Source organism: Streptomyces zaehneri (assembly GCF_032248645.1).
Lineage (GTDB): Bacteria > Actinomycetota > Actinomycetes > Streptomycetales > Streptomycetaceae > Streptomyces > Streptomyces coriariae.
Map to the genome: position 1 here is coordinate 245,238 of NZ_JASTTJ010000009.1, position 25,600 is coordinate 270,837.

Genomic DNA, 25,600 nt, shown 5'->3' on the forward strand with positions numbered 1-25,600 from the left:
CCGCCCGAAGGGTCAGGGTTCCTGTTTGAGGATCCCCGACTGGGCTATGAGGAAGCCGAGTTGGGCGCGGCTGCCGCTGCCCAGAGCATTCGCGAGTTTCGCGATGTGGGCTCGGCAGGTGCGTACATTCATGCCCAGACGGCGGGCAATGGCCTCGTCGACGTGCCCCTCGACGAGGAGCTTGGCGATGGAGTGCTGGATCTCCGTGATGCCGTCGGGGGCGGTCTCGTAGGGGGCGCCGGTGGCCAGCGGGACCGCGCGGCCCCACATGAACTCGAAGACCTTGATCAGGTAGCGGACGAGTCCCGGGTGCCGGAGCTCCAGGGCGACCTGTCCGTCGTCCCGGGTCGGGATGAAGGCGACGGTCTCGTCGCAGATGATCAGCCGCTCCACGAGTTCGTCGATGGTGCGGTACTCCACCTTGCCGTCGGTGAACTGGGAGACGTAGGCCAGCGTCTCGGGGCTGTACCGGGCCGTGTGCTGGTAGAGGGTCCGGATCCGGCAGCCGCGTTCGATCAGCGGTCTGTCGCGCTCGAGGCCCTGTACGAGGGTGTGTTCGAGGCGCCGGCGGCTCGGCTGGACGGTGAGCATCTCGGTCTGGCACTGGGAGGTGGCCAGATCGAGTGCCGCGTTGATCCGGTCGATGCCCTCCAGCACCGTGATCGAGTGTGTGGTCGGCGTCGGCTGGGCGCTGAGGGTCATGAACGGCTCGAAAGCGTCGGCGAGTTCGACCGACAGCCGTCTGCGCTGGGTGATCTCGCGTTCGATCGGGTTGAGCAGCTGGGACAGGGCGATCGACGGGGGCACCGGACGTAGCCAGTTCGCGTCGTCGGGGTCCGCATGAAGCAGGGCGAACTCCATCAAACACGGAGCAGGCTCCACGTCCGCACGGGCTATGCGGCCCGTCCGAAGAGCGTTCCCATAGAGACGGCGACCTTCCTCGCACAGCTCAGTCGACGCATGAGGATGTGTCTGCTTTGTCTCATTTTTCGTCAAATCTCCACCCCCCAGGGTCCTGAACGTGCAGGAACATGATGCATCGATTGTGTGGCCATGACGTGCCCGAATGGGCCATCGTCGTAGTGGACGGGGGAGAGGTGACCTTCAAATGAGGACGAAGCCGACTATGCATAAGAGAATGCTTCGCTCGGCGCTTGCCGCCGCCTTCTCCGCCGCCTTGGCCTTCGGGGCGCTGAGTGGCCTTGCGGGAACGACGGGTGACACGGCGCGCGACAGTACCTGGAGCACGGGTACCGAGACCGTCGCGGCGCCCGCGGACAGTACGTGGGTCGCGCCCGGTGACAGCACGTGGGTGATCACGGCGGCAGACGTGCCGGGTGACAGCACGTGGGTCGCGCCCGGTGACAGTACGTGGGTCGCGCCCGGCGACAGTACGTGGGTCGCCGAGTCATGACCACTCCACCCGACGACCGCTCCTTCCGCCGCGAAATGGCCACCGCCTACCGCTCCGGCTGGCACTTCATCGACCTGGTCACCGCCATCCCCCACAGCGGTGACTCGTTGATGGTGACCGTGTTCGGCGAGCCGGTGGTCGTGACGCGCGACGAGGACGAGGACGTACGGGCCTACCGGTGCCTGCGCAAGCCCCGGGGGGCGCCGCAGCCCGTGCGGTGCGCCATTCGTTACGGAATGATCTTTGTGAACCTGGACCAGCGGGACCACAGGCTCGTGGAGCCCGAGACCCCGCCCCTGAAGACCATCTCAGCCACCCCCCGCAGTGCCTGACGCGATTCCCCCGTCGTAACAGATCGCTCAGGTGCTTCCCCCCGCAGCGGCGTCACCGTGACCTGAACACGGTGACGCCGCTGTAATTTGCGGGGACATTTCCGCACATGCACCCGCTTGAGCGTTGGCCGAAAAACGACGGGGACGGATCTGGTCATCCCCGCCGCGCGTCACCTCGCCCGCGTCAGCCGCGACCCATCGCGCGGGTCAGTTCGATCTCGATCACCACGCGTGTGGGGTTCGGGCTCGGCGTGCGCCCGTAGCGCTCGGCGTACCGGCGCTCCGCCTCCGCGACCCGGTCCGGTTCCTCGCGCACGTACGCCCTGCCCTCCAGGGTGGCCCAGCGCCGGCCGTCCACCTGGCACACCGCGACCCGGGCGCCGTCCGGCCCCGCCGCCAGGACGTTGCCGACCTTCGTGCTGCGCTTGTCGGCGATGACCCGGGCGAGCCGGGCCCCGGGTTCGTATGTCACTCCGACCGGAACCACGTGCGGACTGCCGTCCGGACGTGGTGTGGTCAGTGTGCACAGGTGCCGTTCGCGCCAGAAGGCGAGATACGGCGCGTCCGGGGCGCCCGGGTCCTGGGGGTATGCGGCCATGGTCCGGAACCTAACCCGTCCCCGGACTCCCGCGCACACCTTGAGCGGAATAGACTCAACTTTGTGTACGCTGACTGAGTCAGAAACGGGAGTGCTGACGCCAGGAGGAGAAAGCGAACGTGGACGCCGAGCTGACCAACCGGAGCCGGGACGCGATCAACGCGGCCAGCAACAGGGCCGTGTCCCAGGGACACGCCGACCTCATCCCCGCCCATCTGCTGCTCGCTCTGCTCCAGGGGCAGGAGAACGACAACATCGTCGATCTCCTCGCCGCCGTCGACGCGGACCAGGCGGCCGTGCGGGCCGGGGCCGAGAAGGTGCTCGGCGCGCTGCCCAGCGTGACCGGGTCCACCGTCGCGCCCCCGCAGCCCAACCGCGAGCTGCTGTCCGTCATCGCCGACGCGCAGAGCCGGGCCGGCGACCTGGGGGACGAGTACCTGTCGACCGAGCACCTGCTCATCGGCATCGCCGCCAAGGGCGGACAGGCCGCTGACGTGCTGGCCCGGCAGGGAGCGACCCCGAAGAAGCTCCAGGAGGCCTTCCAGAAGTCCCGCGGCGGGCGCCGGGTGACCAGCGCCGACCCCGAGGGGCAGTACAAGGCCCTGGAGAAGTTCGGGACGGACTTCACCGCCGCCGCCCGCGAGGGCAAGCTCGACCCGGTCATCGGGCGGGACCAGGAGATCCGGCGCGTCGTGCAGGTCCTCTCCCGGCGCACCAAGAACAACCCCGTCCTCATCGGCGAGCCCGGCGTCGGCAAGACCGCCGTCGTGGAGGGCCTCGCCCAGCGGATCGTCAAGGGCGACGTGCCCGAGTCCCTCAGGAACAAGCGGCTCGTCGCGCTCGACCTCGGCGCGATGGTCGCGGGCGCCAAGTACCGGGGCGAGTTCGAGGAGCGGCTGAAGACCGTCCTCGCCGAGATCAAGGACTCCGACGGGCAGATCATCACCTTCATCGACGAGCTGCACACGGTCGTCGGCGCGGGCGCCGGCGGCGACTCCGCGATGGACGCCGGCAACATGCTCAAGCCGATGCTCGCGCGCGGTGAGCTGCGCATGGTCGGCGCGACGACGCTCGACGAGTACCGGGAGCGGATCGAGAAGGACCCGGCCCTGGAGCGCCGCTTCCAGCAGGTGCTGGTGGCGGAGCCGTCGGTCGAGGACACCATCGCGATCCTGCGCGGTCTCAAGGGCCGCTACGAGGCCCACCACAAGGTGCAGATCGCGGACGCGGCCCTGGTCGCCGCCGCGACCCTCTCCGACCGGTACATCACCTCCCGCTTCCTCCCCGACAAGGCCATCGACCTGGTCGACGAGGCGGCCTCCCGCCTGCGCATGGAGATCGACTCCTCGCCGGTCGAGATCGACGAGCTCCAGCGGTCCGTGGACCGGCTGAAGATGGAGGAGCTGGCGCTCAGCAAGGAGACGGACGCCGCCTCCCGCGAGCGGCTGGAGAAGCTGCGCCGCGACCTCGCCGACCGGGAGGAGGAGCTGCGCCTGCTCACCGCCCGCTGGGAGAAGGAGAAGCAGTCCCTCAACCGGGTCGGCGCGCTGAAGGAGAAGCTCGACGAACTGCGCGGCCAGGCCGAGCGCGCCCAGCGCGACGGCGACTTCGACACCGCCAGCAAGCTGCTGTACGGCGAGATCCCGACCCTGGAGCGCGACCTGGAGGCCGCGTCCGAGGCCGAGGAGGAGGCCGCGAAGGACACCATGGTCAAGGAGGAGGTCGGCTCGGACGACATCGCCGACGTCGTCGCCTCCTGGACCGGCATCCCCGCGGGCCGCCTCCTGGAGGGCGAGACGCAGAAGCTGCTGCGCATGGAGGAGGAGCTCGGCCGCCGCCTGATCGGCCAGGCGCAGGCGGTGCAGGCCGTCTCCGACGCCGTACGCCGCTCCCGCGCCGGCATCGCCGACCCCGACCGCCCCACCGGCTCCTTCCTCTTCCTCGGCCCGACCGGCGTCGGCAAGACCGAGCTGGCCAAGGCGCTCGCCGACTTCCTCTTCGACGACGAGCGGGCCATGATCCGCATCGACATGTCGGAGTACGGCGAGAAGCACAGCGTCGCCCGCCTGGTCGGCGCGCCCCCCGGCTACATCGGCTACGAGGAGGGCGGCCAGCTCACGGAGGCGGTGCGCAGGCGCCCGTACAGCGTGGTGCTGCTGGACGAGGTGGAGAAGGCGCACCCGGAGGTCTTCGACGTCCTGCTCCAGGTCCTGGACGACGGCCGGCTGACCGACGGCCAGGGCCGCACGGTCGACTTCCGCAACACCATCCTGGTGCTGACGTCGAACCTGGGCAGCCAGTACCTGGTCGACCCGGTGACGACCGAGGCGGAGAAGAAGGAGCAGGTCCTTGAGGTGGTGCGGGCCTCGTTCAAGCCGGAGTTCCTCAACCGGCTCGACGACCTGGTCGTCTTCTCGGCCCTGAACAAGGAGGAGCTGGAGCGGATCGCCCGCCTCCAGATCGACCGCCTGGCCAAGCGGCTCGCCGAACGCCGCCTCACCCTGGAGGTCACCGACGCGGCCCTGGCCTGGCTCGCCGACGAGGGCAACGACCCGGCGTACGGCGCCCGTCCGCTGCGCCGCCTGGTCCAGACGGCCATCGGCGACCGGCTCGCCAAGGAGATCCTGGCCGGCGAGATCAAGGACGGCGACACGGTCCGGGTGGACACCTTCGGCGAGGGCGAGGGCCTGATCGTGGGCCCGGCGACCGGCAAGACGCTGTAGCGCCCCCGCCCCCGCCCCTGCTCACGTCATGTCGTGAACGCCGAGTACCGCACCCGCACGGTCTCGGCGTTCACGTACGTCGCGTTCACGTTGACGTAGTAGGCGTCCGCCCCGGGGTGCTCGGTGACGTCGAGCTGCAGGCAGTAGTCCGAGCCCGGTACGCAGGTCTGCGTGCCCGGGCCGCCCGACTCCGTCACCTCCGGATAGGTGTTCGTCAGCCAGGCGTCGAAGTCCGCGCGCGGCATCCGGAAGTCGGCCTGGTAGTTCGTGTCCAGCCAGGACTGCACCGTGCACGAGGCGTCCTCGGCGCCCGCCGGCAGCTCGGCCCCGCCGAACGCCATGGCCTCGGCACAGGGCACCTTCTTCAGCCGGGTCCCGTCCACTTCCTCGTCGTCGGTCAGCAACCAGACGCCGGCCAGCACCAGCAGACCTACCACCAGCAGCACCGGCAGGGCCAGGATCGCCGCCACCAGGCCCCATCTGGTCCGGCCCCGTGGCCTTGGTCCCGGCAGGACGCCGGCCCCGCTTCGTCCGTTCGCCATGCGATTCCCCTCCACCTGTCACCGCCCCTTCGCGCAACAGGCCGGATCATGTCAGCTCACGGCTGACAGGCCCGTGCTGGGCTTGCCACCCCCCTCCCCGCATGGGGGAGGATGGCGGGATCCGTACGAAGGGAAAAACACGGTGAGCATCGACCCGTCCTCGATTCCGAACTTCGGGGGCCAGCCAGAGCCGCAGCCCCAGGGTGGACCGGCGGGCCCCGTCGTCCCGGATCAGGATCTCGTGAAGCAGCTCCTCGACCAGATGGAGCTGAAGTACGTCGTCGACGACGAGGGTGACCTCGCGGCGCCGTGGGAGGAGTTCCGTACCTACTTCATGTTCCGCGGCGAGGGGGACCAGGCGGTCTACTCGGTGCGGACGTTCTACGACCGGCCCCACAAGATCGACGACAAGGTGGCGCTGCTCGAGTCGATCGACGACTGGAACCGCCGCACCCTGTGGCCGAAGGTCTACACCCACACCCACGACGACGGCACCGTCCGCCTCATCGGCGAGGCGCAGCTGCTGATCGGCGCCGGTGTGAACATCGAGCTCTTCGTCTCCTCGACGGTGAGCTGGGTGCGGGCGGCGATCGAGTTCGACAAGTGGCTCGTGGAGCAGCTGGGCCTGGAGTCGGCGGTCAACGAGGCCGACGAGAAGCCCGAAGACGGCGCCGAGGGCGCCGAGGGCGACAACTAGTCCCCACACCTGCCTGAGCACCGAGCGCGCCGCCGTGACCTGGACCACGCCGTGTTCACACACTCATTCGTGATGATCACCGCGCGATGCCGGGACCGGCGGGGTCTGTGCCCGATCCTCGAGTCCTGTCAGCTTTCGTAGTGGTAGCGGCACTGCGCGATCAGGACGCCGTCCTCGGTGGCCTTGTAGATCAGTCGGTGCTCGTCGTTGATGCGGCGCGACCAGTAGCCCTGGAACCCGTGCTTGAGCGGTTCCGGTTTGCCGATGCCCTCGTTGCCGTTGCGGGCGATGTCCGCGATGAGCGTGTCGATGCGCTTCAGGATCTTCCGGTCCTGAAGCTGCCACCACAGGTAGTCCTCCCAGGCGCGGGAGGAGAAGGTGATCTTCAACTTGCGGCCCTTATTCGTCGGTCGCCAGCTCGCGTACGGTGCCGCCGCCGTTTTCCAGCTCGTCGATGGACGCGAGCAGGCGCCGTGCGTTGGCCGGGCTTCGCAGCAGGTACGCCGTCTCCTTCAGGGACTCGTAGTCCTCGAGGGAGACGATGACGACCGGCTCGTGTCCAGCCCGGGTGATGACGACCTCTTCGCGGTCGTCGGTGACGGAGTTGAGCACCTCGGCGTACCGCGCGCGCGACTCGGAATAGGTCATGGTCTTCACGATCAACCCTCCTTGACGTACAAGAAACTGTACGTCGATGCCTGTGGTGCGGCAAGCGGCAGAATGACGGCCGTGACCGGGCGGCACCGGGTACGGAAGTTCTGTGGCGGGACGGCAGGCGAAGAGCAGTGTGACGACCGGCCCGGCAGAGCGGCGGTCAGTGTGCGAACGCCTTGCGGAGCCGTTCCGCCGCGTCCGTCAACACCTCAGTGCGTTTGCAGAAGGCGAAGCGGACGAAGGGGGCGCCCGCCTCGCGGTGGTCGTAGAAGACCGCGTTGGGGATGGCGACGACTCCCGCGCGCTCCGGCAGCGCGCGGCAGAAGGCGAAGCCGTCGCTCTCGCCCAGGGGGCGGATGTCGGTGGTGACGAAGTAGGTTCCGGCCGGCTTGAAGACCCCGAAACCGGCCTCCGCCAGGCCGCCCGCCAGCAGGTCCCGCTTGGCGAGCATGTCGTCGCGGAAGGCGGTGAAGTAGCTGTCGGGCAGGGCCAGCGCCTCGGCGACCGCGTACTGGAACGGACCGGACGACACGTACGTCAGGAACTGCTTCGCCGAGCGCACCGCCGTGACCAGTGCGGGCGCCGCCGTGACCCAGCCGACCTTCCAGCCCGTGAACGAGAACGTCTTGCCGCTCGACCCGATGGTGACCGTACGCTCCCGCATCCCGGGCAGCGTCGCCAGCGGCACATGCTCGGCCTCGTCGAACACCAGGTGCTCGTACACCTCGTCCGTCACGACGAGCAGGTCCCGCTCCACCGCCAGCTCGGCGATCGCGGTCAGCTCCTCGCGGGTGAGGACCGTGCCGGTCGGGTTGTGCGGGGTGTTGATCAGCAGCAGCCGGGTGCGCCCGGTGACCGCGTCGCGCAGCTCGTCCAGGTCGAGGCGGAAACGGGCCTGCTCGGGGTCCGGGCGCAGGGTGACCGGCACCCGCGTGGCGCCCGCCATCGCGATGCAGGCCGCGTAGGAGTCGTAGTACGGCTCGAGGGCGACCACCTCGTCGCCCGGCTCCAGCAGCGCGAGCAGGGTGGCGGCGATGGCCTCCGTGGCGCCCGCGGTGACCAGGACCTCGGTGTCCGGGTCGAAGGAGAGGCCGTAGCGGCGGCGCTGGTGGTCGGCGATCGCCGTGCGCAGCTCGGGGACGCCGGGCCCCGGCGGGTACTGGTTGCCGCGCCCGTCCCGCAGCGCCCGCACGGCCGCCTCGCGGACCTCCTCGGGGCCGTCGGTGTCGGGGAAACCCTGCCCCAGGTTGATCGCGCCGGTCGCCGCGGCCAGGGCGGACATCTCGGCGAAGATCGTCGTCCCGAACTCGGCGAGACGGCGGTTGAGGAAGGGGCGCGCGGTGGAGGTCATGCCCGTCATCCTGCGCCGAAGCTCTGGAGTTCCTCAACTCTGCTTTGGCAGATGAGACGGGCGGGCATCCCCCGTGCACGTGGCGCTCGGACGCCACGCGAGGCGCCCACGGGGGGCCGCTTCGGGGGACACGGAAGGAGGGTGGCGCCATGGTCTTCGGCATCATCCTGGCGGTGATCGGAATCGTGCTCGTGGCGGCCCTGCTGGTGAACGCCGGCAGTTGCGGTGCCGCGAGGTCGTACCGCGGCGGCCGGCCGCGCCGCTACAGCGCGGGCGGCAGCGCGGCCGGCGGTGGCGGCGGCAGCTGGTGGGCCGGCGGGGGAGACAGCGGTGGGGACGGCGGCTCCGGCGGCGGTCACCACGGAGGCCACTCCTGCGGCGGAGGGTCGTCCTGCGGGGGCGGCGGATCGTCCTGCGGCGGAGGCGGCGGATGCGGCGGAGGCAGCTGACACGGGGCAGCCGAGCTCCCCGCGGGGGGAGCCGCATCCGGACCGCGGGGCCCGACCTGACCAGGGGGCTCCGCGGTCGCACGCTCGGGGCGGCCGCATCGTCTACCCGCGGTCGCCCCTTTCATGTGGGGCGCGCGGATGCACGCCTGGGCCGCCTGGGGTACGCCATGGTTGAACAATTGAGCTGTGGACCCCCCGAGGGATGGAAACCCCACGAAGTTGGGTAAAAACGCTGTGGAGCCACCGCAGTTCATGATTCCCTCTAAAACACCAACGCAGCCCCTCGGACCCCTTCGGACGTCCCGTGCGGACGACCTTCCGGACCGGGCCGACCGGGGCCGTTCTCCCGGCTTCGACCGGGGTGCGCCGACCTGCCCCCTCCTTTCTTTGCGTCTCCGCGGAGCCGATCCATGCTCACGACCCTGAACACCTCCTACACCGACACGCGCGCGGCCGATCTCGCCTGGGCCCTGGGGCGAGAGCCGCTGCCCGCCCTCGCCACACTCGACCTCGAACTGTCCGCTGCCAGGTTGCAGCTGAGACTGCTCGGCGCATCGCACCAAGTGCTGCTGGAGGAGGAGCAGGGCAGTTGTTCCGAGACGGTGGCCTGCCTCCCCGGCAGCAGCACCCCGCTCCCGCTGGGCGTCGCCAAGCGGGTGGGCGACTGGGAGTACGAGTTCGCGGCGCGCGTCGAGGAGCTCTCGCCCGGCCAGTTCGAGGGCCGCGCCCAGGAGCTCCTGGCCCTCGTCTCCGAGCACCCGCACGGCCTCGCCGGCGTCTTCCCCGGCAGCCCGCACGCCTTCACCGCCCTGCTCGCCCACCGCAGCGACGGCCAGGTGCACTGGCGCACCTGGCACGCCTACCCGCAGGACGGGCAGCTGGTGGCGACCAGGACGAGGGTGGGCGTCCGGGTCGCCTCGGGCGATCCCGGCCTGTCCGTGAGCGCCTCCGCCCAGGGAGTCTGAGGCGCCGGCGGCTCAAACGTCCGCTGCGCGAACGACCTCGGATTCCACACGTGTGGGTGACGAAGGGCAACCGTGCCGTGACGTAACGTCGCAGTCGTGATCGAACCGCACGCACCGGCCCCGCCCGGTGTCCGACCGGACCGGAAGCCGCCCCCGCCGGGGTCCGCGCGGCTCCCCGTCCGGCCGGCCACCGGGCGGTTCCTGGTCCTCGCGTGCGTCTTCGTCTGCGCGGCCTGCGGTCTCGTCTACGAACTGGAACTCGTCGCACTCGCCTCCTACCTGATGGGCGACTCCGTCACCCAGGCCTCCGTCGTGCTGTCCGTCATGGTCTTCGCGATGGGCGTCGGCTCCCTCGCCGCCAAACGGCTGCGCCGGTTCGCCGCGGCCGGCTTCGGCGCCCTGGAGGCGACCCTCGCGCTGGTCGGCGGGTGCAGTGCCATGGCGCTCTACGCGGTGTTCGCCTGGACCGGCGACTGGGGCGGAGTGTGGGCCCACGGCCCCCGCGTGCTCCTCGTCGCGTTCTCCCTCGCCATCGGTGTGCTCATCGGCGCCGAGGTGCCCCTCCTCATGGAGCTCATCCAGCGCATCCGCCGCCAGGACGCGGGCGGCGCGGTGGCCGACCTGTTCGCCGCGGACTACGTGGGCGCGCTGGTGGGCGGCCTCGCCTTCCCGTTCCTGCTGCTGCCCCTTCTGGGCCAGCTGACCAGCTCCCTGCTGACCGGCGGGGTCAACGTCGTGGCCGGGGCCGCCCTGGTCCTGGGCCTCTTCCGGCGCGACCTCACCTGCCGGGCCCGCTGCCTGCTGCTCGTCGCCAACATCGCCGTCCTCGGCGTCCTCGCCTCCGCCGCCGTCCTCGTCGACGACTTCGAACGGGCCGCCCGGCAGGCGGTGTACGGCGACGACGTACGCGTGGCGGTGCGGACCGGCGTCCAGGAGATCGTCCTCACCGGCGGCACCGACGGCCGCCCCCTCGGCCTCTACCTGGACGGCCGGCTCCGCTTCGCCGGCCACGACGAGCGGCGCTATCACGAGGCCCTGGTCCAGCCCGCGATGAGCGGCCCCCACGCGCGCGTGCTGATCCTCGGCGGCGGCGACGGCCTGGCCGCCCGCGAGGTCCTCGGTCACCCCGGCGTGCGCCGCGCCGACGTCGTAGCACTCGACCCCGGCCTGGTCCGGCTCGCCCGCACCGACCCGGGCCTGTCCCGCATCAACGACCACGTCTACGGCGACCCGCGCGTCCACGTCGCCACGGGGGAGGCCTTCCAGTGGCTGCGCGGGGCCCCTCCGGCGACGTACGACGTGGTCGTCGCGGATCTGCCCGACCCCGGTATGACGGCCAGCACGAAGCTCTACTCCCAGGAGTTCTACGGCCTCGCCCGCCGCGCCCTCGCCCCGGGCGGCCGCCTCGTCGTGCACGCAGGCCCGGTCGCCGGCAGGCCGCGCGCGTTCTGGACGGTCGAGGCGACGATGCGCGCGGCGGGCCTGCACACCGCCCCCTACCGCGTGGACGGCCGCGACGCCGGCCGCACCGCGCTCCCGGACGCCGCCGGCGGCTCCCGGGCCCCCCGCGACTGGGGCTTCGTCCTGGCCACCGCCGACACCCGCCCGCCGCTGCGCCTGGACCGGCTCGGGCAGCCGCCGCGCACCCTGACCCAGGCGCAGCTGACGGCGGACGCGCGCGCGGCGGAGGAGACCCGGGTGACGGGGCTGCGGCCCTCGACGCTGGTGCATCCGCGGTACTGACCCGGCGCCGGGGGTGTATCACCGGCCGGGGCCCGGCGGAGCCTAATCCCGGTTTCGCCGGGTGCTTTCCGGTACCTGCTGGGTAGGCTCCGATGTCATGGAGCAAGAGGTGTTCGTTCCGGTTCCGGCCGAGCGGTTGAGGACGGCTCTCGCAGATCCGGCGCAGGTGGCACGGGCGGTCCCCGGGCTCCAGCAGGACGCGGGCACCGAGCCCGTCGCGGGACGGCTGAAGGTGCGGGTGGGCGGGCACACCATCACGTACCGGGGTGCCCTGCGTGTCTCCCCGCGCGAGGACGGTGCGTACGCCGTGGAGGGCGACGCGACCGAGGTGCGCGGCAGCGGGGTGGTGAAACCGATTCTCACGCTGTGGCTGCGGGAGGCGGAAGCGGGCACGACACTCCGCTTCGAGGGGACGGCGTCGGCGGACGGCCGGATCGCGGAGCTGCCGTCGGAGGCGGTGGACGCGGCGGTCACCCGACTGCTGAACCGCTTCGCGGCGAACCTGGCCGCCGAAACCGCGGAATCGGCGGCAACAGCGGAGGCGGCGGCGGCAACAGCGGAGGCGGCGGAAGCGGCGGCAACAGCGGAGGCGGCGGAATCGGCGGAAGCCGTGGACGTGGACGCCTTGGACGACGCCGCCGATCACGTCGACGCGGTCGATGACGTCGATGACGTCGATGACGTCGACGAATCACCGGTGCCCGGGACCGTCTTCGAGGCGGAGGTGTCGCCCGCCGGGCTCGAGGACCGCGCGGGCCCCGGAGAGCCGCCCGCCGAGGCCGCGCACGCGCGCCGGACGATGATCGGGCGCAGCGCCGAGGAGGTGGACCACGCACCGCCGCGCGGGCGCTACGCGCCGGTCCCGGCCCCGCAGACCGTCGTACCGAACAGCACGCTGCGGTGGGCCGCTCCGGCGGCCGCACTGGTCGTGGCGTCGGCGATCGTGGTGGGCAGGGCGCTGCGCCGACGCGGCTGAGGACCGACCCGTCCCCGCGGACCCACAGCGCGGACCGGCAGCGCGGACCGGTGCCTCGCCGGTGCCTCGCCCGGCTGCCTTGCCCGGTGTCCCGGTCGGTCCGCCACCGCACGGGTCCGACCGCCCCAGTAGGGTCGTCCCGTGAGTGACGAAGACATCACGCTGACCGCGGGCGACGCGGAGGTGACCGTGCAGCCGGGCAACGGCGGCCGGGTCGGTGGGCTGCGCGTCGGCGGCCTCGAACTGCTGCGCCAGGGAGAGCGCTTCGGGTGCTTCCCGATGGTCCCCTGGTGCGGCAGGATCCGCGACGGCCGTTTCCGGGACGGCGGAACCGTCCGCCAGATGCCGCTCAACGCCGCGCCCAACGCCATCCACGGCACCGCCCGCGACGGTGCCTGGAAGGTGGCGCGGCGCACCGTCGACGAGGCCGTGCTGACGTACGACCTGGTGGAACCCTGGCCCTACCCCGGCCGGGTCACCCAGGTGGTCACGCTGACCGAGGACACCCTGACCCTCGCGACGGCCGTGGAGACGCACGGCTCGTCCTTCCCGGCGCAGATCGGCTGGCACCCCTGGTTCAACCGCAACCTCGGCGGCCCGGACGACCAGGACGTGCGGGTCTCCTTCGACCCCGCGTGGCAGGAGGAGCGCGGCGACGACCATCTGCCGACCGGCAACCGGATCGAGCCGAGGCCCGGCCCCTGGGACGACTGCTTCGGCATGCCCGGCGGCGTCGCCGTCGGCCTCACCTGGCCGGGCCGGCTGGAGCTGAAGGTGACCAGCCCCGAGGAGTGGGTCGTCGTCTACGACGAGCAGGAGGCGGCCGTGTGCGTGGAGCCGCAGACCGGCCCGCCCGACGGCCTGAACACGCTTCCGCGCCTGGTCACGCCCCTGGATCCGCTGGAGGCCACCACCTCCTGGCGCTGGACCAGGCTCTGAGTTCGGCCTCCTGGCTTCGCCTTTAAGCTGGGCGGCATGACGGACGTACGTGGCGCGCTGCTGCAGCAGATCAAGGACAAGGCCGTGGTGCACGGCAAGGTGACCCTGTCGTCGGGTCTGGAGGCGGACTACTACATCGACCTCCGCCGCATCACCCTCGACGGGGAGGCCGCCCCGCTGGTCGGACAGGTGCTGCTCGACCTGACCGCCGAGCTCGACTTCGACGCGGTGGGCGGTCTGACCATGGGCGCCGACCCGGTGGCCGGCGCCATGCTGCACGCCGCCGCCGCGCGCGGCAAGAAGCTGGACGCCTTCGTCGTACGCAAGGCGGCGAAGGCGCACGGGCTCCAGCGGCGGGTCGAGGGCCCGGAGATCAAGGGCCGGCGCGTCCTGGTCGTCGAGGACACCTCGACCACGGGCGGTTCGCCGCTCGCCGCGGTGGAGGCCGTCCGCGAGGCGGGCGCCGAGGTGGTGGCCGTGGCGACGATCGTGGACCGGGCGACCGGCGCCGACGAGAAGATCCGCGAGGGCGCGGGCGTGCCGTACCTGTTCGCCTTCTCGAAGGATGAACTGGGTCTGGACTGACGGGCCGTATTGACCTGCACTTGACCGGGGCGTGGACCAGGCATGGACCATTCGCCCAGGTCTGGAAAGATGGGGCCGACGATGACGTCGCACCCCAGGTCTAGGTCAGGGCCGTAGTACGCAGATCGACAGATCGCCAACCCGCAGATACCAAGGAGCGGACAGATGCCCATCGCAACCCCCGAGGTCTACAACGAGATGCTCGACCGGGCGAAGGCAGGCAAGTTCGCCTACCCGGCCATCAACGTCACCTCGACGCAGACCCTGCACGCGGCACTGCGCGGCTTCGCCGAGGCGGAGAGCGACGGCATCATCCAGATCTCCACGGGTGGCGCGGAGTTCCTGGGCGGCCAGTACAGCAAGGACATGGTGACGGGCTCGGTCGCCCTCGCCGAGTTCGCGCACGTCGTCGCCGAGAAGTACCCGGTCACCGTCGCGCTGCACACGGACCACTGCCCGAAGGACAAGCTCGACGGGTACGTCCGTCCGCTGCTCGCGGTCTCCGAGGAGCGCGTGAAGGCCGGCCGCAACCCGCTCTTCCAGTCGCACATGTGGGACGGCTCCGCCGAGACCCTCGCCGACAACCTCGCCATCGCGCAGGAACTGCTCGCCCGCGCCGTCGCCGCGAAGATCATCCTCGAGGTGGAGATCACCCCGACCGGCGGCGAGGAGGACGGCGTCTCCCACGAGATCAACGACTCCCTGTACACGACGGTCGACGACGCGGTGCGCACCGTCGAGGCGCTGGGCCTGGGCGAGAAGGGCCGCTACCTGCTGGCCGCGTCCTTCGGCAACGTCCACGGCGTGTACAAGCCGGGCAACGTCGTGCTCCGCCCCGACCTGCTCAAGGAGCTGAACGAGGGCATCGCCTCGAAGTACGGCAAGCCGGCCGGCTCCCAGCCGTTCGACTTCGTCTTCCACGGCGGCTCCGGCTCCACCGCGGAGGAGATCGCGACCGCGCTGGACAACGGCGTCGTCAAGATGAACCTCGACACGGACACGCAGTACGCCTTCACGCGTCCCGTCGCCGACCACATGTTCAAGAACTACGACGGCGTCCTGAAGGTCGACGGCGAGGTCGGCTCCAAGAAGACCTACGACCCGCGGACCTGGGGCAAGCTGGCCGAGGCGGGCATGGCCGCGCGGGTCGTCGAGGCCACGCAGCACCTGCGTTCGGCGGGCCAGAAGATCAAGTAGTCCCCGGCGGCACCGCTGGAGTACCTCCGGACCCTGGAGATACCCGGAGGTACTACGGGTACGGGTGAGCCCGGCGTCTGTCTACGGCGCCGGGCTCGCTGTATACCTGGGGGCATGCCTGACGTCCGGTTGGCCTCGCCTCAGGGCAAGTGGATCCTGCTCACCACGGTGCTCGGCTCCAGCATGGCCCTGCTGGACTCGACCGTCGTCAACGTCGCCCTCCCGCGTATCGGCCGCGACCTGGACGCCGACCTGGCCGCCCTCCAGTGGACCGTCAACGCGTATCTGCTGACGCTGGCCGGGCTGATCCTGCTCGGCGGCTCCCTGGGCGACCACTACGGGCGGCGCAAGGTGTTCGTGGTCGGGGTGGTGTGGTTCGCCGTCGCCTCGCTGCTGTGCGGTATCGCCCCGAACGCGGGCGTGCTGGTCGCCGCCCGGGCGTTGCAGGGGGTCGGCGGCGCGCTCCTCACGCCGGGTTCCCTCGCGCTCATCCAGGCCTCCTTCCACCCCGAGGACCGGGGGCGGGCGGTGGGCCTGTGGTCCGGGTTCGGAGGCATGGGGGCGGCCGTGGGGCCGTTCCTGGGCGGCTGGCTGGTGGACGGTCCGGGCTGGCGGTGGGTGTTCCTGCTGAACGTGCCGCTGGCGGTGGTGTGCGTGCCGGTGGCGCTGCGGCACGTACCGGAGTCGGACGGACGGACCGTCCGCTCCGGCGCGACCCGCAGTACGGCGGGCAGTGCCGCGGGGAACACGGCCGGGAGCGTGACGGCCGGGAGCGGGGCAGGGCGTTCGCACGCCCGCTTCGACGTGCTGGGCGCCTTCCTGGGCGCGCTGGCGCTCGCCCTCGTCACCTACGCGCTGATCGAGGCCCGGAGCGGACCCGTAGGGGTCGTCATGGGGGCGGCGGTCGCGGGACTGGCCGCCGGGGTCGCCTTCGTGGCGGTGGAGCGCCGTCACCCGGACCCGATGCTGCCGCTCGGCATCTTCGCGTCCCGCCAGTTCACGGCCGTCAACCTGGTCACCCTGTGCGTGTACGCGGCCTTCGGCGGGTTCTTCTTCCTGTCCGCGGTCCAGCTCCAGGTCGTGGTCGGCTGGTCCGCCCTCGGGGCCGGTACGGCGCTGCTGCCGACGACGGTGCTGATGCTGCTGCTGTCCGCCCGCTCCGGTGAACTGGCCGAGCACATCGGGCCGCGGATCCCGCTCACCGTCGGCCCGCTGCTGTGCGCCGCCGGGATGCTCCTGATGCTGCGTGTCGGGCCCGGCGCGTCCTACGCCGCCGACGTGCTGCCCGCCGTCCTGGTGCTGGGCTTCGGCATGGTCGCGCTGGTCGCCCCGCTCACCGCGACCGTGCTGGCCTCCGTGGACGTCTCCCGGGCCGGGGTGGCCAGCGGCGTCAACAACGCGGCTGCCCGCGCGGCCGGTCTGGTCGCGGTGGCCGCGCTGCCCCTGCTGACCGGGATGAGCTCGGAGGCCTACCGCTCGGCCACCGCCTTCGACGACGCCTTCCAGCGGGCCATGGTGCTGTGCGCGGGGGTGCTGGTGGTGGGCGCGGTGCTCGCCTTCACGACGGTGCGCCGCCCGGCCCCGGACTGCCGCAGGCCGGAGTGCAGGACGCACGGGAGCGTGCTGGCGCCGCCTCTGGAGGGGGAGCGGACGAAGGGACGGCTGTCCTAGGTGTATTGACCCGTGAGGCTGGGGACGCGGCCGGCGGGTGGTTGGCCTTTCAGCGCGGTGTGTCCGCGGTCCCGGGCGCGACGGCCGTCCGGGTTTCCCCGGCGGGCCGGGGCCGAGGGCCCGCGGATGGCGCAGACTGGACGCATGTCCATTCACGAAAACCTCCTCGGGGGACCGCCCCCGACCCACCTCCCCGACGACCCCGAGCCGCGCGAGCTCCTCGCGAACGGCACGGCGCCCGCCGACGTCGCCGCGAAGTACCCGACGTCCTCGCTGGCCTGGGCCCAGCTCGCCGACGACGCGTTCGACCGGGGCAGCGTGGTGGAGTCGTACGCGTACGCCCGTACGGGGTACCACCGCGGCCTGGACAGCCTGCGCCGAGGCGGCTGGAAGGGTCACGGCCCGGTGCCGTGGGAGCATGAGCCGAACCGCGGTTTCCTGCGTGCCCTGCACGGCCTCGCCCGCGCCGCGCAGGCGATCGGCGAGCAGGCGGAGTGGGAGCGCTGCTCGCAGTTCCTGAAGGACTCCTCGCCGACGGCGGCCCAGACCCTGGGATAGCCGTTCACCTGCGTCTTCTTCCGGGGCCCGCCTGGTGTGACCAGGCGGGCCTTGCGTTTTCGGGAGAGCATTGCGCACTATGTGCCGGTGGGGACCGGGGCCCCCGTGTCGGTAACGGCAGGGGCGGACCGCTACCCGGAGTACACAACAGGAGACAGCGATGTCCCAGCAGGCTCAGCCCCAAGAGGCTTCGGAGCCCGAGACCCCGCATCTCGACTTCGCCGGTACGACGCCGTACGAGGACTACGTCAAGGCGGACGTGCTCACCCACCTCCAGCACACCCTCTCCGACGATCCCGGAGAGATGGTCTTCCTGGTCACCACCCAGGTCATGGAGCTGTGGTTCACGGTCATCGTGCACGAGTGGGAGACCGCCGCGCAGGCGCTCCGCCAGGACCGGGTGCCGGTGGCGGTCGACGCGCTGAAGCGGTCCGTCCGCGAGCTGGACGCGCTGAACGCGTCCTGGCGGCCGCTCGGGCAGCTGACCCCGGCGCAGTTCAACTCGTACCGCTCCGCGCTCGGCGAGGGCTCCGGATTCCAGTCGGCGATGTACCGCCGCATGGAGTTCCTGCTCGGTGAGAAGTCCGCGTCCATGCTGGTCCCGCACCGCGGCGCGCCCCGCGTCCACGCGGAGCTGGAGAAGGCGCTGCACGAGCCGAGCCTGTACGACGAGGTGCTGCGGCTGCTGGCCCGGCGCGGTCACGCGATCCCGGCGGCCGTCCTGGAGCGTGACATCTCGCGCCGGTACGAGCCCTCGGCGGAGGTCGAGGCGGTCTGGACGGCCGTGTACGCGGGCGACGAGGGTGACGAGATCGCGCGCCTCGGCGAGGCCCTGACGGACGTCGCCGAGCTGGTGTGGCGCTGGCGCAACGACCACCTCGTCGCCACCCGCCGCGCGATGGGCGCGAAGGCCGGCACGGGCGGCTCGGCCGGCGTGGCCTGGCTGGAGAAGCGCGCGCAGAAGAACGTGTTCCCCGAGCTGTGGACGGCCAGGTCCCATGTCTGAGCGCCCCGGCTTCGAGCAACTCGCCTTCAGGGCGAAGGAGTTGGACGGCGGTGACGAACTGGCGGGCAAGCGCGCCCAGTTCCTCCTCGACGACGGCGTCTACCTCGACGGCAACTCGCTGGGCGCGCTGCCGCGGTCCGTCCCCGGGCACGTGGAGGACGTCGTGCGCCGTCAGTGGGGCGCGCTGAAGATCCGCTCCTGGGACGAGAGCGGCTGGTGGACGGCGCCCGAGCGGATCGGCGATCTGATCGCCCCGCTGGTGGGCGCGGCGGCCGGCCAGATCGTGGTCGGCGACTCGACGAGTGTCAACGTCTTCAAGGCACTCGTGGGAGCGGTACGCCTGGTGGACGGCGCCCGGGACGAGATCCTCGTCGACGCGACGACCTTCCCCACGGACGGCTACATAGCCGAGTCGGCGGCCCGTCTCACCGGCCGCACCCTGCGTGCGGTGGCACCGGGCGAGGTGCAGGCGGCGCTGTCGGAGCGCACCGCCGCCGTGCTGCTCAACCATGTGGACTACCGCACCGGGCGGCTGCACGACCTGCCCTCGCTCACCGCCGCCGTGCACGCGGCCGGCGCGATCGCCGTCTGGGACCTGTGCCACAGCGCGGGCGCCCTGCCCGTCGGCCTCGACGAGCACGGCGTGGACCTCGCGGTCGGCTGCACCTACAAGTACCTGAACGGCGGACCGGGTTCACCGGCGTACCTGTACGTCCGCCGTGGTCTCCAGGACCGGTTCGACTCACCGCTGCCCGGCTGGAACTCGCACGCCGAGCCCTTCGGCATGCGGGAGACGTACGAACCGGCGGCAGGCGCCCCGCGCGGGCGGGTCGGCACCCCGGACATCCTGTCGATGCTCGCCCTGGAGGCGGCGCTCGAGGTCTGGGACGGGGTCTCGGTCGAGTCGGTGCGGGCGAAGTCGTTGGCCCTGACGGACTTCTTCCTGGAGTGCGTCGCCGCGTACGTCCCCGAGGGGCGGGTCGAGTCTGTGACTCCGGTCCGTCACGAGGAGCGCGGCAGCCAGGTGGCGCTGCGCTGCGAGGACGCCGGCGAGGTCATGGAACGGCTGATCGGGCGCGGGGTCGTCGGCGACTTCCGCCGACCGGACGTCCTGCGCTTCGGCTTCACCCCCCTGTACGTGGGGTTCGCGGACGTGGAGCGGGCGGCGCGGGTGCTCGCGGAGGAACTGGGCTGACCGGCGGCCGGCCGGCAGACGGACCCGGACGGGGCCCGGTGGGCTGAACCGGCCGGGTCTCCTGGGCGTACCTAGGGGTACGCCCAGGGGGTTTCCCGGCGGGCGGGCGGTTCCCGGCGGGCGGGCCTGCCGGGGCGGCGGAACAGCAGAACCGTTTACCTGGACCGCTCGCCTTTCACCGAGCGTGACATCCGCGTGTCCGCGCATGTCACGGTCCTGATACCGTCCCGGCCAACGGCCGAATTCTCACCTGGTCCGCCAAATCCTCCCCCAGTGCCGAAAGCCTGGGAGGTACCCCCATCGCCGCTGAGAGGTTGGAGCATGCCGGACGACGTTGTCGCAGCCCGGGCCGCCGCCGAGGAGGCGTCGGCCTTCGCGCATCCGCCCGTCGGGCCCGACGTCACCACGGCGTACGGCGATCACCCCGACCAGGTGATCGACTTCTACGTCCCGCGAGCACAGGTCGGCCCGGCCGGGTCCGTCCCGCTCGTCGTCGTGCTGCACGGCGGGGCCTGGCGGGCGCCGTACGACCGGCGGCACATCACGCCCTTCGCGGACTTCCTGGCCCAGCGAGGCTTCGCCGTGGCCAACGTCGAGTACCGGCGGGGCGCCGAGCGTCCCGCCCCGGAGGGGACATCCCCGATCGCGGGACGCTGGCCGGACACCTTCGACGATGTCGCCGCGGCCCTCGACGCCCTCCCCGCCCTTGTCCGGGAGGCCGTGCCGCAGGCCGACGCCCGCCGTACGGTCCTCACCGGTCACTCGGCGGGCGGGCACCTCGCCCTGTGGGCGGCTGCCCGGCATGTGCTGCCCGCCGACGCGCCCTGGCGCACGGGGGATTCGGCTTGGCTGCGGGGCGTCGTCGCGCTGGCCCCGATCGCCGACTTCGCGGTCGCCGAGAAGCTGGACGTGTGCGGCGGAGCGGCTCACGAACTCCTGGGCGGCGAAGAGCGGTTCGGGGAGCGACGGCCGTACGCCGACCCCGCGCTGCTGTTGCCGACCGGTGTCGCGACGACCCTGGTGCAGGGCCGCACCGACCTGATGGTCCCGCAGGCGGTCGCCGAGGCGTACGCGGACGCGGCGGCGAAGGCGGGGGAGGTGGTGGGGGTGACCCTCCTGGAGGACGTCGGCCACTTCCCGCTGATCGACCCGGCGGCGGACGCCTGCGCGGTGGTGGCGGAGGAGATCGCGCAGCTGGCGTGGTAGCCGCGCCCCTCCGGCGGGGCGGTCCGGCGGGATGAAGTCCCCTAGGTCGTACCCGTAGTACCTGAGAGCTACGTCGAAGAAGAGCTCCTGAGCGGGACGCGAACGACGAGCGCCGATCCGTAACTTCCAAGCCAGAAAGGCCCGATGGCCGGGCGCTGTGGCGGGGGAGGGGCGGGATGGCGGAGTTTCGTTTTCGCGGGCTGTGGCGCCGTGCGAGGCAGACGCGCGGGGGGCGGCACTGGTTCCGCGCCTTGTTGGCCGTCCTCGTCACCGCCGCCGTGGTCGTCCCCCTCACCGCGGCGGCGGCCCGGCCGCGGATCCCGGCCCCGGACCCCGCCGACCTCGCCCCGCCGACGGCGGCGACGCTGGAGAGGGCGTACGCCGCCAACCGGGCCAACGCCACCCTGGCGTCCGGGATGGCCGCCGGCCACGGGGACCGCCACCGCGCTGCCGCCGAGCGGGAGTTGGCCGCTCCGTCCCACAATCTGCTCGCCTTCGACGGCAGGGGTTCCGGCCGGGCGGTCGAGGTGTTCGGGGACCTCGCCCACGCCGACCGGGTCGCCGTTCTCGTACCGGGCTCCGACACCTCGCTGGACACCTTCGGCCGCTTCCGCGCGGGAGCGGCCGCACTGCACCACCGGCTCACCGGGCAGACCGGCGCCGGCCCCCGTACGGCGGTGGTGGCCTGGCTCGGCTACACCACCCCCGGCACGGTCAGCGCCACCGTGATCACCCCCGACCGCGCCGAAGAAGCGGCCCCTGACCTGCGGGAGTTCCTGCGCGAACTGCGCGCCGTCACCGCACCGGGCGCCCGGTTCACCCTCCTGTGCCACTCGTACGGCACGGTGGTCTGCGGCCGCGCCGCCCCGCACCTGGACGTGACGGATCTCGTCCTCCTCGGCAGTCCGGGCACGGGTGCGGCGTCGGCGGCAGACCTGCGCACCCACGCACGGATCTGGGCGGCCCGGGGCGCCGACGACTGGGTGGCCGACGTCCCGCACGTCAGCGCCGACCTGTTCGGCACGACGGTCGGCTTCGGCACCGATCCCCTGTCCCCGTCGTTCGGCGCCCGTGTCTTCGCGGCGGGCTCCGGTGGACACAGCGACTACTTCAGGCCGGGTTCGCCCTCCCTGGCCAACATCGCCCGGATCGTCCTCGGTGAGACCTCGGAGGTCACCGGTGCGCGAGACTCAGGAACGCGAGACCCAGAGGCGTGAGTCACCGGTGCGTGAGACCCAGCAGCGTGAGGCACCGGGGCGGGCGCTGTCCGGGATCCGGCGGGCCGCCGTCCGGATCGACGCCGCCACGCCGCCGCAGCGCGACCGGGCCGTGGACGCCCTGCGGGCACTGGCGATCCTCGGTGTCGTCCTCGGGCACTGGCTGGTGACGGCGCTCGTCGCCGACGGCGCAACCCTGCGGGCCGCGAGTCCGCTGGGGCCCATGCCCTGGCTGGCCCCGGTGTCGTGGATGTTCCAGACCCTCGCGGTGTTCTTCATGGTGGGCGGCCATGTGGCGACCCGGAGCCTCGCCGCGGCCCGCGCGCGGGGCGGGAGGTACGGCGCGTGGCTGAGAAGCCGGCTGGCGCGGCTGTTCGTCCCGGTCGCCGCCTTGTCGGCCGTGTGGACGGTCGCCGCGGTCGGCCTCCTGCTCGGCGGCGCGTCCTTCGTCACCGTGCACACCGTGGTCAAACTGGCGCTGTCCCCCCTCTGGTTCCTGCTGGTCTTCGCCGTGCTGACGGCCGCGACCCCACTGCTGGTCCGGCTCAACCCGCTGTGGCCGCTGGCCGTCGTCCTCCATGTGGACCTGGTCCGCTTCGGCCTGGGCGGCCCGGCGTGGCTGGGCTGGGTGAACGTGGTGGCGGGCTGGCTGGTGCCGTACACCGTCGGCGCGGCCTGGACCCGCGGTGAGCTGGAGCGGCCCCGCGCGGGCCGGCTGCTGCTGGTCGGCGGGGCGGTGGCCACGGCACTGCTCGTCGGCTGGGCCGGATACCCGGCGTCGATGGTCGGTGTGCCGGGCGCGGCGGTGTCCAACCTCAACCCGCCGACGCTGGCCGCCGTCACCTTCGGTCTCGCCCAGTGCGGGCTGGCGCTGCTGCTGCGTGACCGGCTGCGCCGGGCCGTGCGCGGGCCCCTGGCCTGGGCGGCGGTCGCGCTGGTCAACCTCTCGGCGATGACGGTGTTCCTCTGGCATCAGACGGCCATGATGGCGACCACCGCCATGGGCCTGTTCGCCGGCCGCCTGGCCGGCCTGCACACGGTCCCCGACGGGCTGGACTGGGTGGCGGCGCGGCTGCTGTGGCTGCCGGTCTTCGCCCTGGTGCTGGGGGTGTGCCGGGCGGCGTTCCACGGTTGTGAGAACAGCGGAGGGCGACGCGGGCGGAAGAGCGAGGGCCGATCACGTGTGGTGCGCGTCGGAGGGCGGCCGAAACCGTCGGATCTGCGGGAGACACGGCATGTCTAGGGTGGTGCGGATGAACGGTGTGGGGGAGTGGCTGACCAGGATGTTGCGGGTCCTGCGTGACGACCTGTGGACGACCCGGGCGGCACCGCTGCCGTCGTTCGTATGGCTGCGCCGGCTGCCGCACGTGCATGTGATCCTGGTCGCCGTCGGCATCACGCTGGGCGGAGTGGATCAGATCGCCGACGAATACCGCCAGGGCGTGAACTACGGTTTGCTGTGCGCGGCGGCGCAGGGCGGGGCCGTGGCCCTGGCCCTGTGGCGGCCGGTTCCGGCGTGGTGGCTGTCGATGACGGTCACGGTGGTCGTGGCCATGGGCGCCCGCTCCCAACTGCTCTCGGGCCAGGCCGAGCCCTACGCCTCATGGCCCTGGGGCGGACCTGGCCTGATCGCACACGCCATGGTGCTGCTCCTGCTGTCGCTGCGCGTGCCCACCCGAGCCTCCGTGGCGGCGCTGGGCCTGACGGCGCTCGTCACCTACGTCATGGAAGGACTCATCGGCGCCGCCGACTACGGGCCGACCGGCCCGGTGGCGGTGATCGTGTTCGCCGCCGTGGTTCTCGTCGGCAGTTCTCTGCGCGGCCGGCGCGAGGCCCGTAAGCAGCTTGTCGAGCAGACCGGCATCACCGCCGAGGAACGCGCCCGTCGCACCCTGCTGGAGGAGCGCAACCGGATCGCGCGCGAACTGCACGACGTGGTCGCCCACCACATGTCGGTGATCTCCATCCAGGCCCAGGTCGCCCCGCACCTGGTGGAGAACCCGTCCGAGGAACTGAAGGAGAACCTCGCCGGCATCCGGAAGAACGCCCTGGAGGCGCTCGCCGAACTGCGCCGGGTCCTCGGCGTGTTGCGCTCGGAGAACCCCGAGGACCCCTACGGTCTCGGTGCGGCCGGCACCGGAGCCGCCCCGGACACCCCGCAGCCCACGCTCGACCGCCTCGACGCGCTCATGGAGAACACCCGCGCCGCGGGACTGGACGTGGTCGCCACCGTCGAGGGCGAGGCTCCCGTGTATCCGCCGGGCGTGCAGCTGTCGGCGTACCGGATAGTCCAGGAGGCGCTCAGCAACGCGCTGCGGCACGCGCCGGGTTCCCAGGTGCGGGTGGAGGTCACCCACCATGGCCAGGGCCTGTACCTGGAGGTCGTCAACTCCCGCCCGCGCGAACCCGCACCGTCCTCGCCGGGAGCGGGGCACGGTCTGCTCGGGATGCGCGAGCGGGCGGTGATGCTGGGCGGCCATGTCAGCGCCCGCCCGACCCTGCACGGCGGTTTCGCGGTGTCGGCGTTCCTCCCGCGGGAGGGCGCGGTGGCGCCCGGCGACGACTCGGACGCCCTCCCCGCCTCCCGCTCCGGAGACGACTCCGTGGATCCCGCTACCCCCGAGGGCCTCGAACTCGTCTTCCCGGACGACATGGACGACATGGACGACATGGACGACGGGGGCGACGTTAACGACGTGGACGGCAAGGACGGCAAGGACGGCAAGGACGGCAAGGACGGCAAGGACGGCAAGGACGACGTGGACGGCACGGACGCTGTGCACGAGGCGGACACCCCGCCACCGACAGGAGAAGGAACCCTATGACGACCGGGACGACCGGCGGCACCATCCGTGTACTGATCGCCGACGACCAGGAGATGGTCCGGCAGGGCTTCACCGTGCTGCTCAACGCCCATCCGGGCATCGAGGTCGTCGGCCAGGCGGTGCACGGCCTGGACGCCGTCGCCAAGGTCGACGAACTCGCCCCGGACGTCGTGCTGATGGACATTCGCATGCCCGAGCTCGGCGGTATCGACGCCACGCACCGCATCACCCTCGCGCACCCGCACATCAAGGTGCTGGTGCTCACCACCTTCGACCTCGACGAGTACGTGTACGACGCGCTGCGGGCCGGGGCGTCCGGCTTTCTGCTGAAGGACGCCTCCGCGGACCGGCTCGCCGAGGCGGTCCGGGTGGTGGCGGCCGGCGACGCCCTGCTCGCGCCGGTCATCACCCGCAAACTGATCGCCGAGTTCTCCCGTCTCGACGGCAAGCCCAGAGCCCCGCTGAAGGAGCGGGTAGGCGACCTCACCGAGCGCGAGACGGAGGTGCTCACACTGATCGCGCAGGGCCTGTCCAACGCGGAGATCGCCGACCACCTCTTCGTGGCCGAGCAGACCGTGAAGACGCACGTGGGCCGCATCCTGGTGAAACTGGGGCTGCGGGACCGCACCCAGGCGGCGGTGTTCGCGTACGAGTCGGGGCTGGTGAGACCGTCGGGGTACTGAGCGACGCCGCCCTGGTGGGGCCTCGGCGGAGCCCTGGCGGACCCGTAGTACTTGAGAGGGATCCGCACGAACCC

Annotated in this window: 25 protein-coding genes; 19 read left to right on the forward strand and 6 right to left on the reverse strand. The window is 71.9% G+C overall.

Translation table 11 applies throughout. The annotated features are described in order from the left end of the window. Positions 1-12 precede the first annotated feature (12 nt). Positions 13-861 (reverse strand): helix-turn-helix transcriptional regulator, encoded by an 849-nt coding sequence (locus QQM72_RS17755; RefSeq protein ID WP_399077653.1) that lies wholly within the window; start codon positions 859-861, stop codon positions 13-15. Positions 862-1,410: 549 nt separating this feature from the next. On the opposite strand from QQM72_RS17755, the gene QQM72_RS17760 reads away from it, so the two are divergent. Beyond that, a complete protein-coding gene (locus QQM72_RS17760) occupies positions 1,411-1,746 on the forward strand; it encodes a Rieske (2Fe-2S) protein (RefSeq protein ID WP_054241900.1) in 336 nt (111 codons plus the stop codon). Positions 1,747-1,930: 184 nt separating this feature from the next. On the opposite strand, the gene QQM72_RS17765 is transcribed toward QQM72_RS17760, so the two are convergent. After that, on the reverse strand, positions 1,931-2,344 hold the full coding sequence (locus QQM72_RS17765) for a pyridoxamine 5'-phosphate oxidase family protein (protein WP_314221848.1): 414 nt from the start codon (positions 2,342-2,344) through the stop codon (positions 1,931-1,933). Positions 2,345-2,463: 119 nt separating this feature from the next. Between QQM72_RS17765 and clpB the strand changes: the two genes are divergently transcribed. Next, complete coding sequence (clpB, locus tag QQM72_RS17770; protein ID WP_314221849.1) at positions 2,464-5,067, forward strand: ATP-dependent chaperone ClpB; 2,604 nt, start codon at positions 2,464-2,466, stop codon at positions 5,065-5,067. A 26-nt stretch (positions 5,068-5,093) separates the two neighbouring features. On the opposite strand, the gene QQM72_RS17775 is transcribed toward clpB, so the two are convergent. Next, complete coding sequence (locus tag QQM72_RS17775; protein WP_314221850.1) at positions 5,094-5,609, reverse strand: hypothetical protein; 516 nt, start codon at positions 5,607-5,609, stop codon at positions 5,094-5,096. Positions 5,610-5,751: 142 nt separating this feature from the next. On the opposite strand from QQM72_RS17775, the gene QQM72_RS17780 reads away from it, so the two are divergent. After that, the gene (locus QQM72_RS17780; protein ID WP_314221852.1) at positions 5,752-6,306 is read left to right on the forward strand and encodes a YbjN domain-containing protein; all 555 of its coding nucleotides are present in this window, start codon (positions 5,752-5,754) and stop codon (positions 6,304-6,306) included. Positions 6,307-6,434: 128 nt separating this feature from the next. On the opposite strand, the gene QQM72_RS17785 is transcribed toward QQM72_RS17780, so the two are convergent. The 3 genes from QQM72_RS17785 to QQM72_RS17795 all read right to left on the reverse strand — a co-directional run bounded on the left by QQM72_RS17785 (position 6,435) and on the right by QQM72_RS17795 (position 8,320). Then, positions 6,435-6,695: a Txe/YoeB family addiction module toxin gene (locus QQM72_RS17785; protein WP_314221853.1), complete on the reverse strand. Its 261-nt coding sequence runs from the start codon at positions 6,693-6,695 to the stop codon at positions 6,435-6,437. A 10-nt stretch (positions 6,696-6,705) separates the two neighbouring features. Further along, a complete protein-coding gene (locus QQM72_RS17790; protein ID WP_037676836.1) occupies positions 6,706-6,963 on the reverse strand; it encodes a type II toxin-antitoxin system Phd/YefM family antitoxin in 258 nt (85 codons plus the stop codon). 157 nt (positions 6,964-7,120) lie between these two features. Next, positions 7,121-8,320: a pyridoxal phosphate-dependent aminotransferase gene (locus QQM72_RS17795; protein ID WP_314221854.1), complete on the reverse strand. Its 1,200-nt coding sequence runs from the start codon at positions 8,318-8,320 to the stop codon at positions 7,121-7,123. A 140-nt stretch (positions 8,321-8,460) separates the two neighbouring features. Between QQM72_RS17795 and QQM72_RS17800 the strand changes: the two genes are divergently transcribed. From QQM72_RS17800 to QQM72_RS17875, 16 genes are all read left to right on the forward strand, one after another. Next, positions 8,461-8,760 (forward strand): hypothetical protein, encoded by a 300-nt coding sequence (locus tag QQM72_RS17800; RefSeq protein ID WP_314221855.1) that lies wholly within the window; start codon positions 8,461-8,463, stop codon positions 8,758-8,760. A 410-nt stretch (positions 8,761-9,170) separates the two neighbouring features. Continuing rightward, positions 9,171-9,725: a DUF2617 family protein gene (locus QQM72_RS17805; protein ID WP_314221856.1), complete on the forward strand. Its 555-nt coding sequence runs from the start codon at positions 9,171-9,173 to the stop codon at positions 9,723-9,725. A gap of 96 nt (positions 9,726-9,821) precedes the next feature. Then, a complete protein-coding gene (locus tag QQM72_RS17810) occupies positions 9,822-11,468 on the forward strand; it encodes a polyamine aminopropyltransferase (RefSeq protein WP_314221857.1) in 1,647 nt (548 codons plus the stop codon). A gap of 97 nt (positions 11,469-11,565) precedes the next feature. Further along, entirely contained in the window at positions 11,566-12,444 is an 879-nt protein-coding gene (locus tag QQM72_RS17815) for an SRPBCC domain-containing protein (protein ID WP_314221858.1), read from the forward strand. A 141-nt stretch (positions 12,445-12,585) separates the two neighbouring features. Next, entirely contained in the window at positions 12,586-13,383 is a 798-nt protein-coding gene (locus tag QQM72_RS17820; protein ID WP_314221859.1) for an aldose epimerase family protein, read from the forward strand. Positions 13,384-13,419: 36 nt separating this feature from the next. Then, positions 13,420-13,968 carry an orotate phosphoribosyltransferase gene (gene pyrE / locus QQM72_RS17825; protein WP_020129189.1) on the forward strand — a complete coding sequence of 183 codons (549 nt, stop codon included), beginning with the start codon at positions 13,420-13,422 and terminating at the stop codon, positions 13,966-13,968. Between the two features lie 165 nt (positions 13,969-14,133). Continuing rightward, on the forward strand, positions 14,134-15,165 hold the full coding sequence (gene fbaA, locus QQM72_RS17830; protein ID WP_314221860.1) for a class II fructose-bisphosphate aldolase: 1,032 nt from the start codon (positions 14,134-14,136) through the stop codon (positions 15,163-15,165). A 114-nt stretch (positions 15,166-15,279) separates the two neighbouring features. Beyond that, positions 15,280-16,836: an MFS transporter gene (locus tag QQM72_RS17835; protein WP_314221861.1), complete on the forward strand. Its 1,557-nt coding sequence runs from the start codon at positions 15,280-15,282 to the stop codon at positions 16,834-16,836. Between the two features lie 144 nt (positions 16,837-16,980). Further along, complete coding sequence (locus tag QQM72_RS17840; protein ID WP_314221862.1) at positions 16,981-17,394, forward strand: DUF3151 domain-containing protein; 414 nt, start codon at positions 16,981-16,983, stop codon at positions 17,392-17,394. A gap of 160 nt (positions 17,395-17,554) precedes the next feature. Then, the gene (locus QQM72_RS17845) at positions 17,555-18,400 is read left to right on the forward strand and encodes a tryptophan 2,3-dioxygenase family protein (RefSeq protein ID WP_314221863.1); all 846 of its coding nucleotides are present in this window, start codon (positions 17,555-17,557) and stop codon (positions 18,398-18,400) included. After that, the gene (gene kynU, locus QQM72_RS17850; RefSeq protein ID WP_314221864.1) at positions 18,393-19,595 is read left to right on the forward strand and encodes a kynureninase; all 1,203 of its coding nucleotides are present in this window, start codon (positions 18,393-18,395) and stop codon (positions 19,593-19,595) included. The genes QQM72_RS17845 and kynU overlap by 8 nt, the downstream gene beginning before the upstream one ends. A 321-nt stretch (positions 19,596-19,916) precedes the next feature. Continuing rightward, a complete protein-coding gene (locus QQM72_RS17855; RefSeq protein WP_314221865.1) occupies positions 19,917-20,801 on the forward strand; it encodes an alpha/beta hydrolase in 885 nt (294 codons plus the stop codon). A 176-nt stretch (positions 20,802-20,977) separates the two neighbouring features. Next, a complete protein-coding gene (locus QQM72_RS17860; RefSeq protein WP_314221866.1) occupies positions 20,978-22,018 on the forward strand; it encodes an alpha/beta hydrolase in 1,041 nt (346 codons plus the stop codon). Between the two features lie 7 nt (positions 22,019-22,025). Continuing rightward, entirely contained in the window at positions 22,026-23,261 is a 1,236-nt protein-coding gene (locus QQM72_RS17865; protein WP_314221867.1) for an acyltransferase family protein, read from the forward strand. Continuing rightward, positions 23,254-24,843: a sensor histidine kinase gene (locus QQM72_RS17870; protein WP_314221868.1), complete on the forward strand. Its 1,590-nt coding sequence runs from the start codon at positions 23,254-23,256 to the stop codon at positions 24,841-24,843. The genes QQM72_RS17865 and QQM72_RS17870 overlap by 8 nt, the downstream gene beginning before the upstream one ends. Continuing rightward, positions 24,840-25,526: a response regulator transcription factor gene (locus QQM72_RS17875; RefSeq protein WP_314221869.1), complete on the forward strand. Its 687-nt coding sequence runs from the start codon at positions 24,840-24,842 to the stop codon at positions 25,524-25,526. The genes QQM72_RS17870 and QQM72_RS17875 overlap by 4 nt, the downstream gene beginning before the upstream one ends. Positions 25,527-25,600 lie beyond the last annotated feature (74 nt).